Source organism: Shewanella livingstonensis (genome assembly GCF_003855395.1).
Lineage (GTDB): Bacteria > Pseudomonadota > Gammaproteobacteria > Enterobacterales > Shewanellaceae > Shewanella > Shewanella livingstonensis.
The window spans coordinates 2,908,784-2,922,984 of record NZ_CP034015.1 but is presented as its reverse complement, the minus strand read 5'-3'; the positions used below and the strand labels follow the sequence as shown (position 1 = coordinate 2,922,984).

11 protein-coding genes and 1 pseudogene are annotated in these 14,201 nt (G+C 41.4%); 8 read left to right on the top strand and 4 right to left on the bottom strand.

Features of this window, described 5'->3' with window-relative positions:
* Positions 1-6: 6 nt before the first annotated feature.
* From EGC82_RS21575 to EGC82_RS12520, 8 genes and pseudogenes are all read left to right on the top strand, one after another.
* Positions 7-1,008: pseudogene (locus EGC82_RS21575) on the top strand (transposase).
* A 1,284-nt stretch (positions 1,009-2,292) separates the two neighbouring features.
* Positions 2,293-2,685, top strand: a complete 393-nt coding sequence (locus EGC82_RS12550) for a hypothetical protein (protein ID WP_124731067.1) — start codon at positions 2,293-2,295, stop codon at positions 2,683-2,685.
* A gap of 421 nt (positions 2,686-3,106) precedes the next feature.
* A complete protein-coding gene (locus EGC82_RS12545) occupies positions 3,107-4,756 on the top strand; it encodes an RHS repeat domain-containing protein (protein ID WP_124731066.1) in 1,650 nt (549 codons plus the stop codon).
* On the top strand, positions 4,749-5,087 hold the full coding sequence (locus EGC82_RS12540) for a hypothetical protein (RefSeq protein WP_124731065.1): 339 nt from the start codon (positions 4,749-4,751) through the stop codon (positions 5,085-5,087). The genes EGC82_RS12545 and EGC82_RS12540 overlap by 8 nt, the downstream gene beginning before the upstream one ends.
* Before the next feature lie 880 nt (positions 5,088-5,967).
* A complete protein-coding gene (locus EGC82_RS12535; protein WP_124731064.1) occupies positions 5,968-7,551 on the top strand; it encodes a BCCT family transporter in 1,584 nt (527 codons plus the stop codon).
* Positions 7,552-7,790: 239 nt separating this feature from the next.
* Complete coding sequence (locus EGC82_RS12530) at positions 7,791-8,789, top strand: endonuclease/exonuclease/phosphatase family protein (RefSeq protein ID WP_244212463.1); 999 nt, start codon at positions 7,791-7,793, stop codon at positions 8,787-8,789.
* A gap of 210 nt (positions 8,790-8,999) precedes the next feature.
* Positions 9,000-9,968, top strand: coding sequence for a DnaJ C-terminal domain-containing protein (locus tag EGC82_RS12525; protein WP_124731062.1), 969 nt, complete (start codon positions 9,000-9,002; stop codon positions 9,966-9,968).
* 2 nt (positions 9,969-9,970) lie between these two features.
* On the top strand, positions 9,971-10,288 hold the full coding sequence (locus EGC82_RS12520) for a chaperone modulator CbpM (RefSeq protein ID WP_124731061.1): 318 nt from the start codon (positions 9,971-9,973) through the stop codon (positions 10,286-10,288).
* A gap of 250 nt (positions 10,289-10,538) precedes the next feature.
* Here EGC82_RS12520 and EGC82_RS12515 read toward each other — a convergent pair whose 3' ends face one another.
* From EGC82_RS12515 to EGC82_RS12500, 4 genes are read right to left on the bottom strand one after another with little or no spacing between them, the layout of a single operon-like run.
* The gene (locus EGC82_RS12515; protein ID WP_124731060.1) at positions 10,539-11,666 is read right to left on the bottom strand and encodes an ABC transporter permease; all 1,128 of its coding nucleotides are present in this window, start codon (positions 11,664-11,666) and stop codon (positions 10,539-10,541) included.
* Positions 11,656-12,573: an ABC transporter ATP-binding protein gene (locus EGC82_RS12510; protein WP_124731059.1), complete on the bottom strand. Its 918-nt coding sequence runs from the start codon at positions 12,571-12,573 to the stop codon at positions 11,656-11,658. Before EGC82_RS12510 ends, EGC82_RS12515 begins: the two co-directional genes overlap by 11 nt.
* Positions 12,570-13,514, bottom strand: a complete 945-nt coding sequence (locus EGC82_RS12505) for an HlyD family secretion protein (protein WP_208646899.1) — start codon at positions 13,512-13,514, stop codon at positions 12,570-12,572. Before EGC82_RS12505 ends, EGC82_RS12510 begins: the two co-directional genes overlap by 4 nt.
* Complete coding sequence (locus EGC82_RS12500; protein ID WP_124731058.1) at positions 13,514-14,164, bottom strand: TetR/AcrR family transcriptional regulator; 651 nt, start codon at positions 14,162-14,164, stop codon at positions 13,514-13,516. The genes EGC82_RS12505 and EGC82_RS12500 overlap by 1 nt, the downstream gene beginning before the upstream one ends.
* Positions 14,165-14,201 lie beyond the last annotated feature (37 nt).

The following is a 14,201-nucleotide window of genomic DNA, read 5'->3' as shown; positions in this document are numbered from 1 at the left end:
TTAAAGATGGCCAGACCAAGACAAACTATCGTTAGCTTTGAAGATACGCCTTACTATCACTGCTGTTCTCGTGTGGTACGTAAGGCATTTCTATGTGGAATTGATAATGCCACTGGTGAAAATTTTGAGCATCGGCGTGAGCGGGTTGATGCTCGTATTCTTGAGTTAGCGACCATTTTTGCTATTGATATTTGTGCCTACGCCGTGATGAGTAACCATCTGCATGTGGTGTTAAAAGTTCATGCTGATAAAGCAAAACTGTGGTCAGATAAAGAAGTGCTCATTCAATAGCACAAGGGCTTCAAAGGTACGTTACTTATGCATAAATACCTAAAAGAGGAAGACCTTAACCAGTTTGAGCTTCAAACGGTTAATGAATGCATTACCGAATACCGTAAACGCTTAATTGATATCAGTTGGTTTATGCGCTCACTCAGTGAGCCCATCGCCAGAATGACCAACAAAGAAGATAAGTGCACAGGCCGATTCTATTCGCTGCCATCCATGGCACTCACCCGTCGGGCCAGCTAAAGCTGTTCAAATTTATTCCCAATAAATTTGTGGGAAGGCAGGTTTAAATCTCAGGCTTTGCTTGATGAAGCCGCAGTACTAGCCTGTATGGCTTATGTCGATTTAAACCCTGTCAGAGCCAAAATGGCTGCAACTCCTGAAACCTCAGATTACACCAGTATTCAGCGCCGTATCAATTCAGCAATGAAAGGCGAGCAACCATCTGAGCTATTACCGTTTGTGGGTAATGAGCGACTCAATAGGCCTAATGGACTCATATTCAGCGTAAAAGACTACATAATATTGGTTGAAGATATCGGTCGGATTATTCGAGAAGATAAGCGTGGCGCCATTAGCTCAAGCAGTCAGAATATTCTGAATAGACTCAACATCCCTGCAGAGAATTGGCTTAAAATCACCACAGAGTTTGGTGCATTATTTAAAGGTGCTGTCGGTGCCTTACCTGCATTAACCGAATATTGTGAGCATTTAGAGTGAAAACGACGACAAGGCGTGGCAAATTGTCAGCGCTGGCTGTGCGCTTAAGCATTAATTTTTTGAAAACCACCATCTTCCTTCTACTTGATTGATATCAAGATTTTCTGCTTTGTTGAATTTCTTAGATGACCATAAATCACTAATTTAACGATAATATTTTAGCCATATCGATAAAAATTGATGCGTTGATCACATCTACCGTAACCCTCGCCAAAGCCATGAAAACGAGTTATGTTACTTGCTCAAATAATAGGAGGCATCGTTTTTGACGAGGGTTTATTGAACGTTAGAAGAGACGACATGCTACTTAATGCAGTTACGAGAATAATCAAATATCCAACTCTTGCACAATTAACGAAAGGGAAGGGAACTATTACAGTCTCGAATCCATTGATAAAACACATTAAAATTACTATAGGATAAATAACAATGATTGAAAATATTGAACCTGGAATTCCTTGTCCAACGTCAAATTGTGGCCATAAGATACAGTACACGGTAAAAGATTTGATTGATGGTAAAGTGATTAAATGTCAGCATTGCTTAGTTGAATTTTCAATGAATGAGGAGGGGTTAAAGAAGCGCGATAGCAACCATGACTGATTTAAACCATGCCTTGGAAAATGCAGATACAACAAAAAATCTCTGTAAAACACATTCAGTTGGGTGAGGCAACCGCATGAGTATTTTTTGCTCACAATGAATGATTACAATACTGGATTACTTCCAACGAACCATGAAGTGATAAATTACTGAATAAAATCAGTTGTAAAACATACTTACAATGTTTAAAAAAGGTTCGGATTCTCACTCAACATAATTAACTTTCTCATAGCCAATACATTCTAAACAGATTTAATATTCCTGCCGAAAACGGGTTAAAAATCACTACCGAATTTAGCTCACTATACGACGTTGCAGTAGGGGTATTACCTGCATTAAGTGAACATTGTGAGCATATAGACCGAAGCGACGACAAGGCACCAAAAATTGTCAGCGCTAGCTGTGCGCTTAAGCATTAATTCTTGAAAAACCACCATCTTCCTTATACTTGATTGATATCAAGATTTTCTGCTGCTCCTAACTTCGAAAATAGTTAGTAAACTACTAATTTAAATCTAATGTATTAGTCATATTGATAGAAAGAGGTGAGTTGAGTATATCGACTATACCTCTCGCCAAAGCCATGAAAACGAGTTATGTTATTTGTTAAAAAATGGCTCCGTTTTTTTATATCACCACAACTTATAGTGATTTGAGGATAAGTGGATGTTAAGGATTTTGATGTTTTCAACTATCTTAATGGCATTAAGTGGATGTCTGCCAACGACCGATGTTGAAATAAGCTTCAATACTGACAAGTTAAATATTGAACAGCAATATATGGCCCTATGCACTAATCTTAAAGCATTGGGCTTTGTTAGTGATAATTATGAACAAGAAGACGAAAGTGCTAATAAATGTTGGATGGTGGGCAGTTATTACATTGATCTGAAGCGTGTAAGTAATGGATTGATAGGGCAATATGTTGAAGTTATGTTCAGGGAAGATGAACAGCAATCAAAGTTAACTTATTCTGAGGTAGGAGATTTTAAAATGACTGACATGGGAGTTGCCCAATTTGAAAAACTGAAGGTCATATTAACCGAGGTCGTAGGAAAGTATCGCATTAAATAAAGTACTTTAACATGGCCGTATGTACCCCTCCGGTGAGTCAAGATCATACTCTGCTCACCGAAGGCTTTTTGGCATTAGTTTTCTGTACAACATTCTCAGTCTTATCATTGCTTTTGATGCGACTTATTTACTGCTAGAAGCGGCTATACTGCCCTGATGTTTATAAAGACGGGGCTTAATAGTGAAATCTGAACCAATCATGCGTAATTACAATAATTAAGACACCCACAATTATTTCGTAACCAGCCGCTGGACTAAATTTGGTTCAATCCCTGGAAGCATTACCGACTTTACAGAAACGTATGGCTATGACTACCTGACAGACCGTTTAGAAGACAGGACAATTAGTATTGCGAATGGTAGTAAAACGTATCAAGATTTCAATTATGATGACTGGGGTAATATTAAATTTAAAACGGGTGTGGGCAATTACACCTACTATGCAACTAAACCGCACCAGCTTAATGAGGTCAAATCAGCCTCTGGAGCGCAATTATATAAGTTTTTTTACGATGCCAACGGCAATAGTAAAACTGATGGCACCCGCACCTTTACTTATGGTAGTTACGACAAGCCAACATTAATCACGAAAGCTGGCAGTAGTTCTACCATGAAATATGGGCCTGAGCGTGAGCTTATTTATAAATCTGATACGTATGTCGAAAATGGCAAAAATGTGACTTATCAGACAACCTATTTAGGTAATTATGAAAAGGTATATCGTACGGGTGGCGCAGGTACATTAACCGAGCATAAGTTTTATGTCGGCGATATTGTCTATACCCAACGAAGCAATGGTTCAACTGATACTTTTTATCTACACAAAGACCATCAAGGCTCGGTCATCGCCACAACCAATGGCAGTGGCGCAGTCGTCTCGCAAGCGATTTATGACCCATGGGGTAAACGTACCGCTGTGTATCTTCATAGTTCGTTGGCTAGTTTTACGACCAGCGAACCGACAGACAGAGGATATACAGGCCATAAGCACATAAAAGACTTAGATATTATTCATATGGGTGGGCGTATTTACGATTCAACCTTGGGTAGATTCTTGCAAGCAGATCCCTTTATTCAGGCACCGTTGAATAGCCAGAATTACAATCGTTATTCCTATGTGTTGAATAATCCGATGAGCTATACCGATCCGAGTGGTTATTTTTTCAGTGGGCTGAAAAAATTTGTTAAAAACTGGTGGAAACCTATTTTAGCTGTAGTTGCCGTTGTTGCTACTTATGGTGCTGCCACTAATTGGGTTGCGGGATGGGGAGCTACATGGGGAACTGCTGCAACAGCAACTTCGGCAGCAACATTAACTACGGCAGGTGGAATTGTAACTGGGGGAATAGCTGGCGGAGCCGGTGGCTTTGTTAGTGGAGCACTGATGACTGGAAGTCTAAAAGGTTCTCTAACAGGAGCTTTGAAAGGGGCATTTAGTGGTGCAATATTTGGTGGAATTGCTGCTCATTATGGTAATACATGGAACTTTTCTCGGGTGATGTCTAATAGCGTTGCAGGTGGTATTTCAGGTGAAGCTACAGGGGGGAGCTTCCGGGAAGGCTTTAAGCTTTCATTTGCTCTTTCTATGACTAGGTTAGGATGGGAACATATCAAGGAACGAACAAATATGTTGAAACTTAGAGCAACAAAAATTGAAGGTAATAGACCTCCTGTATATAACAAGCATGGTGAACTGATGACCTACTCAAATAGAGATATGTCGCAGATTGTAGGTACAGATGCTGGAGATGGTAACTGGTTTACAAATTTGACAAAAGATTCAGGTATGGAAGGAACCATATTTGAAAATAAAAGTTCAACATGGGCAAGAAGCATGAATGCTATTTCTAAAGGTCATGACTTTTGGAATTCTGATATTTCGAAATTAGTTGGTTTTCAAGGTTATGACTCTATGACTGGCATGGTACTTTCAGGGACTGAAACTTATAATACAGCTTTCCAAGCTTGGAGCTTAGCTGGGATGGTTCCAACAGCGGCTTATACAGGTATCGCAATGACAGCCAATGTTCCTTACATTTATGATTGGCACAGAAGAGAATATTATGAATAAACTATTTCCCTTATTTCTTGCTTTAAATACTATGTTGTTAGGTTGCACTAGTATCGACAACAGGTTTTTAGATATAAATGAAAACCACTATTATGCTGATTGGTTAAAAACAATTGAGGAATCTAATGGTGAAGGAGTATATTTTATTTTTGAAGCTGTTGATTTCTCAGAAACAGGTGAAAAAAAACCAAGTTTGAGAAGGTTGAAAAAACTAATTAGTCTTTTTAAAAATAAACCGAAAGAGTGTTTAGAGCATATGGAAATTATTGATGAATCAAGAAACCTGTATGAAGGCGGTGGTGAAACAATTTATATAAGGTGCGGGAAATAGCATAATAAAACCCTTAAATTTTGATTTCAAATAACTAAACCCAAAGAAGCTTTCTTCAACGGTACTAGTTGCCCGAAGGTTTGGCTTCTTTGGGAGCAAAGCAAACACTAACGAAAACCAGCGGGAGCTGTTTTTCTTTTTTCTGGCGTTTGGGGTTTGCACTTCGCTTCCTTTGGGTTGGTGCCAAAGCGAGCAGGCGCTTGTGGGCTAGTTGAGTTTAATCAGTCCCGTTCGACTTATACTTCATTATGATTAAATTTTTAGATGCACAAATTAGCGCTTTTAAAGGTCCATAATTATTGACTTATTTCAACTTCAGGAATAAAGTCAATCTTAGTTAACAATTGCAGAGTTTGATGGTGTAAAAATCTGCAACTAAATGAATTTAAACGACTATTTTAAATATTTAATTCGAGAGTCTGGGTTCAAATCCCTATCCCTCCGCCACATTTATCGAAAAAGCCTCATCAGAAATGATGAGGCTTTTTTGTTTTGGCGAAAGATAGGACTTTGAACCCACGGGTTCCTCTTGTCTTTTTATTAAAAAGAGCAGAGCAGGCTATCCCTTCGCCACATTAAATACAAAAATCCGTTGATTATAATAGGCTTTTTTTCTAGAGTTTGAGGATCTCTCCACAAAGATTGACTCAGACAATTTATCTGTTTTTTATATCAGTAGGGCACCTTGATAACGTATACTTTACACGTATCTGTTTAGCCAAATATTTACGCGATAAGGGTTCCCCCATTGATGTAAATAAAACCGCTGCGTAAATGATGATATACAAACTCCCTTGTATTTATTAACAATATAATCAATACAACTCAAAATGGAGTTGGTCTCCATATTCGTTATGTCTAATAGGCAAACCTTTTAATTATGAAATTTAAATCAAAAAAATACAGTATCGACTCAACTGATTATCAAGTCGGTCAAGATAATATTTTAAAGTGGGGCATGGATGTTCATAACACCGTGTTCACCGTTTCTGTCGGGTTATCCATTTTGTTTATTGTGGCTCTACTGGTTTTTCCACCCGCTGATGCCAAAGCTGCCATTGATTCAGTGAAGGCAGCCGCTCTATCTCACTTTGACTTCGTGTTCATGTGGACTGCTAACATTATGCTCATTTTTGCCCTTGCGATAGCCTTTTCCCCATTAGGCAAAATTCGCTTGGGCGGTGACAGCGCCACCACTGACTACTCAACTATTTCTTGGATATCCATGCTATTTGCTGCAGGTATGGGCATTGGCCTTATTTTCTGGGGCGTGGCAGAGCCAACAGCGTTTTATACTAATTGGTTTGGCACCCCCCTCGGCGTGGAACCATTTACACCAGAAGCCCGTGAATTAGCGCTCGGCGCCGCGGTATTTCATTGGGGTTTTCATGCTTGGGCTATTTACGGCATGACTGCACTCTCATTGGCCTATTTTGTTTATAATAAGGGCTTACCGCTTTCTATGCGCTCGGTTTTCTATCCCATACTAGGTGATAAAGTTTGGGGTAAAATCGGTGATGTGATCGACATTATGGCGGTACTGGTTATTTTGTTTGGTCTTGCAACGTCACTGGGTTTAGGTGGTTCTCAAGCGGCCAGCGGTATAAGCCATGTGTTTGGTTTTGAAAATAGTATTTATCTACAACTGACGATTATTCTGCTCATTATGGGGCTGGCTATTCTCTCTGTGGTGCGTGGCATGGATGGCGGGGTTAAACTGTTGAGTAACATCAACATGATTATTGCCTTTATATTTCTGGGCTTTATCAGCATTCTTAATTTCACGACTGTGCTTGATTCATTGGTAACAGGCGTTGTTGGTTATGTTAAAAACATCATACCACTGAGCCAGAACTCAGGCCGTGAAGACACCAGCTGGTTACACGGTTGGACGGTATTCTACTGGGCCTGGTGGATAGCGTATGCGCCTTTCTTTGGTATGTTTGTTGCGCGAATTTCGCGTGGCCGCACCGTACGTGAGTTTCTGGCATGTGTGTTGATTATCCCTACTTTAGTGACCACTGCTTGGATGTCTTTTTTTGGTGGCATCGCGATTCAACAAATCATTGATAAGGTTGGCCAGCTAGGAACAGAGCAAGGTATTACCGATGTTTCCTTGAGTTTATTCTACATGCTCGATGCTTATCCAATGGGTGATTTGTTGTCCATTATTGCGGTTGTATTGATTATCGTGTTCTTTGTGACGACCTTAGATTCCGGCTCTATTGTGGTCGATAGTATGACCGCAGGCGGTAAGTTGGAATTACCGATGAAGCAAAAAATAGTGTGGGCGGTTATCTCTGCGGTAATCGCGATGGTGATGTTGTGGATTGGCGGTACTGATTCGATTCAAGCACTTCAGTCGGTTACCATTATCGCAGCACTTCCATTTGCTATTATTTTAATACTTGCTTGTATTAGTTTAGTTCTCGGCATGCTTACTGAGGTAAAACGCCGCAGTTAAGTCGCAAATAATTTGCTTAACGACTGTGAAGGGGTTTATCAAGATACATTATTGATAAACCCTTTTTTTAGTCTTGAATGTAGGCCGCTATTTCAATAATCTGGCAAAGAGTGTGAGATTAAGATTAACCATACAAAACTAGGCTTTCTATGTTTACGATACTGACATTTTTTACTGTGTTAATGTTACTGGCGACTTTACTGCCTCTTTCGCGGCATCCGCATTGGATTGTCAGGAGTATGGATTTTCCCCGATTACAATTGTCGATATTAGCCACAATGCTATTGATTGCTGATATGGTTTTTTTCGACATTCACATGCTCAGTACGCTGCTATTAGCGGTGATCACCACGTTGTGCTTAATTTGGCAGCTTAGCTGGATATTGCCTTATACTTTTTTATTTCCCAAAGAGGTTAAAACGTCCACTGAGTTTAATGTCGACAATCAACTCAGTATTATCACCTCTAATGTGCTCACGCCTAATCGTAATGCCGAAGCATTGATCCAATTGGTAAATGAACATAAGCCGGATGTACTGGTCACACTTGAATCTGACCAATGGTGGCAAGACAAGCTTAAGGTATTAGAAGCAGAGATGCCTTACAGCATTAAATGTCCTCTTGATAACCTCTATGGGATGCACGTTTATTCTCGTTTACCTTTAGGCGAACAACAAGTATGTTATTTGGTTGAGAAGGATGTGCCATCGATACATGCAACATTAACCTTACGCACCACAGACCATATTCGGATGCACTTTCTCCATCCAGCACCACCAAGCCCAACAGAAAATATTGAATCGGCACAGCGAGATGCTGAATTAGTCATAGTGGCTCGAAGTGTCGCAGACAGTGACCAGCCCGTGATCGTGACCGGCGATCTTAATGATGTAGCCTGGTCTGCCACGACTCGACTATTTCGTAAAATTAGTGGTTTGCTTGATCCACGTGTTGGCCGTGGGGCATTTAACACTTTCCATGCAGATTACTCATTTATGCGCTGGCCATTAGATCACTTATTTCATAGCCAACATTTTACTTTGCAACACATTCAGCGTTTACCTTCGATTGGTTCGGATCATTTTCCTTTACTGACTAGACTGTCGTTTACTCCGTCCCAAAGTACCCAACAGCAAGGTATTGACGGGGGTGGATCTGAGCATGAGTGGGCCAAAGACATATCTGCGGAACAAAATGTGAATAAGCATGATGTACCAAAGCCTGGTGAGGCTCAATAAGCATCTATAGTGACAATGATGAGCCTATATTCAAGATTTTATCTCTGTAAGCGGTTATTTTTTATTAATTAATGCTTATTAATTAAACGAGGAGTACTGTAGTAGAGTTGATCAAGCGTGTTGTTTCTCTGTGGGTCTAAACTCATTAGTGTTAATGTGTTCAAAGCAGTCTGGCGCTCCGTTGCAAACTTGTTTTTGTTAGGGGATAAAATGAATTTTAAAGACTATTACACGGTATTGGGCATTGATCCGCAAGCGGATGATAAAGCGGTAAAAGTCGCTTATAAAAAACTGGCGGTGAAATATCATCCCGATGTCAGTAAACATGCTGATGCAGAAGCAAAATTTAAAGAAATTGGTGAAGCTTATGCGATATTGCATAATGCTAAAAAGCGTGCTGAATATGATGAAGTTCGTCATCATCATCTAAACAGGTCACAACATCACTACGCTGATCAAGCTGGCGCCGCTGGTGGGCAAGATTGGGGGCAACAGCAAGGCGATCCTCAAAACGATCAAGAATTTTCTGATTTCTTTAATTCAATTTTTGGTGCAAGGCATTCAGGCTTTGACCCAAACGGACCACATCAAGCTCGTCAAACTCAGCACGCTAAAGGTCAAGATATCGAAATGGAGTTCCCGATGTTTCTAGAAGAAACATTGGCCGACACCCTTAAGCCTGTTTCATTTACCCTGCAACAACGCGATGCTCATGGTCATGTGGTTGATCATCCTAAATCCTTAAAAGTGAACATTCCCGCCGGGGTGAATAATGGCGAACGTATTCGTCTAAAAGGCCAAGGCGGACCAGGGCAAACCAAAGCCGATAACGGCGATTTGTATTTGAAAATTCGTTTTGCGCCTCATCCTTTATTCGACGTTGATGGTCGAAATTTGACTATTGTTGTGCCTGTGGCACCTTGGGAAGCGGTGTTGGGTACTAAGGTTAAACTGCCTACCTTAACGGGGCATATTCAATTAAGTATCCCAGCTAATAGTCAATCAGGGCAGCGGTTACGTATAAAAGGTAAAGGGCTATTGAGTAAAAAAGAGCAGGGCGATTTATTTGCAGTACTTAAAATAGTGGTGCCAACGTTATCAGACGATACAAGCAAACCCTTGTGGACTGAATTAGCTGAAAAAAATACATTCGACCCTCGTGCCAGTTGGAGTAAATAACGATGCTGCAGATTAATATAAGCGAACAAGATTGTTGGTTGAGCAGTGATGAACTGTGTGAATGCAGCGAAATTAGCTCGGCATTATTACTTGAGCTTGTAGAGCACAGTATTGCGATTCCGCTGCAGGGCGAGGTGATAGAGCAATGGCAATTTAGTGTTGAGAATTTACATCAAGTTAAAAAAGCCACGCGCATTCAACGTGATTTGGCCCTCGACTGGAGTGGTATTGGTTTAATTTTACAATTACTCGATGAAAGAGACCGACTGGAGCATGAAGTGCATATGCTAAAACAACAATTAAGTCGATTTAAAACATAGATTATCCAAATGGTTACAGTAAGCCATTATACAGTAGTAAATATAAGAGGTGGCTTGCTGTCTCTCTGATATGGCAAGTGATATCGATCGATATTAAGAAATGACAACAAGCAGACTGCTCTATCCGTGAGGGCTACATTTGCTTGTTATCGCGTTGAAGCAATATGTAGTAATGGCTTGATTCTAGCCGGACAACGTCGGTTCTATAATCGAGCCGTTTAAGGTCGTTGATCGTAGATCTAGTGGTCGTTTATAAATGTTTATTAAAGCGTTTCGCCGCTAATAAGACTCCAATACAGGTAAAGCCGAGTAACCACAGTGCATCTTTGCCTAATGACATCACTTGTGCTTCTCTGAGCACAATGCCTCGCACCATACGAATAAAATGAGTTGCAGGCAGCGCTTCGGCTACCCATTGTGCCCCAATCGGCATTGCTTCATAAGGGAACATAAATCCAGACAACAAAATAGATGGCATCAGCACAAAAATGGTTAACTGCATCGCTTGAAGCTGAGTTTTAGCTATGGTGCTAATGACCAGGCCTAATGCCAAACTGGCGCAAATAAACAAGAAAGACGCCAGGAATAACGAATCTAAGCCACCGCGCACCGGAACTGAGAATATCCAATGACCAGCACTGAGAATAATTGCTACTTGGATGAGCCCAACCAAAATATACGGAATGATTTTACCCAACATCAGTTCCAATGGTCGCACTGGTGTTACAATTAAAAACTCCATATTCCCCAGCTCTTGCTCACGTACAATTGCCGCAGATGTAAACATAATCATCGTCATTGTTAGGATAACCGCCAGTAAGCCGGGCACAATATTAACCACTGATCGCTGCTCTGGATTAAAGTATTCGACCACTTCAAATGTTGGTACATTCATTGTGGCTGAACGGTTAGCCACTTCGTCCAGTGGTAAATTTCTCAGCGCTCTGATCGTGGCGGCAACCATAGTATCGGAGCCGTCTAATAACCATTGTCCTACTGGCCGGGTAATTTGCGACGGCCTTTGTTTTGAATCAAATGCGGGATGGATTAACAAGCGTTGGGGTAAATCAAGCGGTAAATAAAGTACGGCTTTTACTTCACCGTTGGTGATGGCTTTTTCTGCTTGTTCGATAGAGTCATATTGATGTTTAAAGTCAACGGCTTGCGTAGCCACTATGGTCTGGGTAATCGCTCGGCTATAGGTGGTTTGGCTCATGTCGATAATGCCTGCGGGCACATGGCGAATATCAGTATTAATGGCATAACCAAATAACATTAATTGCAATAATGGGATCATTACAATCATGCCAAATGTCATTCGATCTCGAGAGAGCTGTTTCATTTCTTTGAAGACAATGGCAATTAATCTACCCCACATGTCGACCTCCGGTGCTAGTGACAAATACGTCTTCAAGACTCGGGCGAACGATTTCAAGTTGGTGCTGATCGCACACTGAACTCAGAAACTGCAACGGCTCTGTTATAGACTCATTGACGAGTACCCTTAAGCGGGTACCCGATTGAGATGCTGAAATAACGGCGTCAACAGCAGTCAGTTTCTGTTTTAATTCCCTGATATTATCGCCGCTGACTTCGATAACCGTGGCCCCCATTGATTGCATTAACTCACGCGGGGTTCCATTAGCTCGTTTGATACCATTTTCTAAAATGGCTAATTGATGGCAGCGTTCTGCCTCATCCATATAGTGTGTCGACACTAAAATAGTTGTGCCACTGTCACTGAGATCAAACAGATGCTCCCAAAAGTCCCGACGGTTTTGTGGGTCCACGGCTGAAGTGGGCTCATCAAGAAACAACAGTTCAGGGCGATGCATCGTAGCGCAGGCTAACGCTAAGCGTTGTTTTTGACCTCCACTCATGGTGCCAGCTAATTGCTTTTGTTGCTGCTCAAGGCCATATTGTTCCAGTAAGCTGGTAATACGGTTTTTATCTTTAACACTGTAGATGGCCGCAACAAAGCGCAAATTTTCCAACACTGTTAAATTGTCATACAAGGAAAATTTCTGCGTCATATAGCCTATTCTGCTTTTAAGCGACTCTTCGTTACCTTGCAGCGGTAAGCCTAAAATAGTCGCCTCGCCAGCACTGGGCTTTAGTAACCCTGTTAACATTCTAATTAAGGTTGATTTACCACAGCCATTGGGACCGAGAAAGCCATAAATACTGCCTTTAGGCACTTGTAAGTTGAGTTGGTTTACGGCGACTAAATCACCAAATCGACGGGTTAATCCTTTTGTTTCGATGGCATAAGCGGCTTGTTTCATGGTAATCGAACCTCAACACCCAAACCGATCGGCAAGTTTTCATTAATGGGTAAGTCTATTTCAGTTAAATACATTAACCGGGCTCTATCTCGTTCATTGAGGGCAAAATAAGGTGTAAAGGCCGGAGTACTTCTTATATTGCGTACGGTTCCTGTTACGGGTTGATTATGGCCATCAATCCATACTGGCACTAGGTCACCTTTATTTAATTTCCCCAGAGCTGTGGCGGGCAAATATACTCGCGCATAAAGTCGGTCACTGGCCAACAGTGTGACTAATTGAACATTGGCTGCGACTCTATCGCCAAGCTTCCAAGGTAAAACATCTACCACTCCCGCTTTAGGTGCTCGAATGCTTAACTCGGCTAAAGAGTGGTGTGCATCGGCTAGCGATGCTTGCGCCATGTCGGTTTGAGCTTGTGCTTGGAGTACTTCTTCACTGCGAGTACCATTTTTAAGCTCTAACCATTGTTGTTTTGCTTGAGTTAATTGCGCTGCGGTTTGATCCCTTGCTGCTTTGGCTGAATCAAAATCAGCTTTTGCGACAATTTTGTTAGACCACAGATCTTTCATGCGCAAATAGCTTCTGGCTGCTTCTTGCGCCTGGGCTTGTACAGCAAGCATTGCAGCGTCGGCGGCAGCGAGTTGCTCTAAACGAGTCCCCGTTTGCAATTGATTAAGTTTTGCTTGTGCTTGAGCCAGACTCGCTTGTCGCTGATTAATTAGCGATTGTGCGTGGCGCGGATCAAGTTGAAGAAGCAGGTCTCCAGTACTCACTTTTTGTCCTTCTGTAACCACAATCGAGCTTATCTGCTCGGCAACAGGGGCAGAAAGCATCATTCGGTCTCGTTCAATTAATCCCATTGCACGGTCGCCTTCCTCCCCAGTACAACCTGTAAGGAGTAAAATAATCACTAAACAAAATAGATGAGGTATCATCATTAAACTCCTGATCCTGAAGATAGTGTTGATGGCTCTTGGAATAAGCCTTGATTCATCACCAGCATATTATGGGCGAGCAACTGGTCCAGCATGGATTCGCTAAGAGGTAAGTCTAATTCTTTCAGTAACACTTTAGGCGCAATCAGTGGGAAAACCATTAAGCTCAGAAAACTTAAGCGGACCCATTTGGGATCGAGCTGCGGATTAATTTTTTGTTGGTTGGATAATTCTTTAATCCAGTCGCCGGCATAACCAATCATTTCATGAATGACATTGGATACAATGGTGAATGCTTGATCACTATCTTGTTGATTCAATGATTGGAAAATGAGCCTTGGCAGTGCAGGGGCTCTTTCCATTATTCGATAATAAGCCCGCATTAAGGCTTCAGGAGTGTCTTTTTGGTTGTTTAAATCGTGTCGGAATACACTGGCTACGGGGGCTATGGTTTCTCTTACCATGGTTTCAAACAAACCAGCCTTAGAATCAAAGTAGTAACGGATCATTGCAGCATCAACACCAGCACGTCGAGCCAGTTCGCGAATAGATACCCGATCATAGCTATTGTGAAGAAAACAGCCTTTTGCGGCGTCGATGAGTGCGGCGCGAGTTTGTGTCTCTCCTTTGGGTCTTCCCGGTTTATCTGCCATTTCAAATTCCGTTAATTCATCTGTTGATGAATAATAA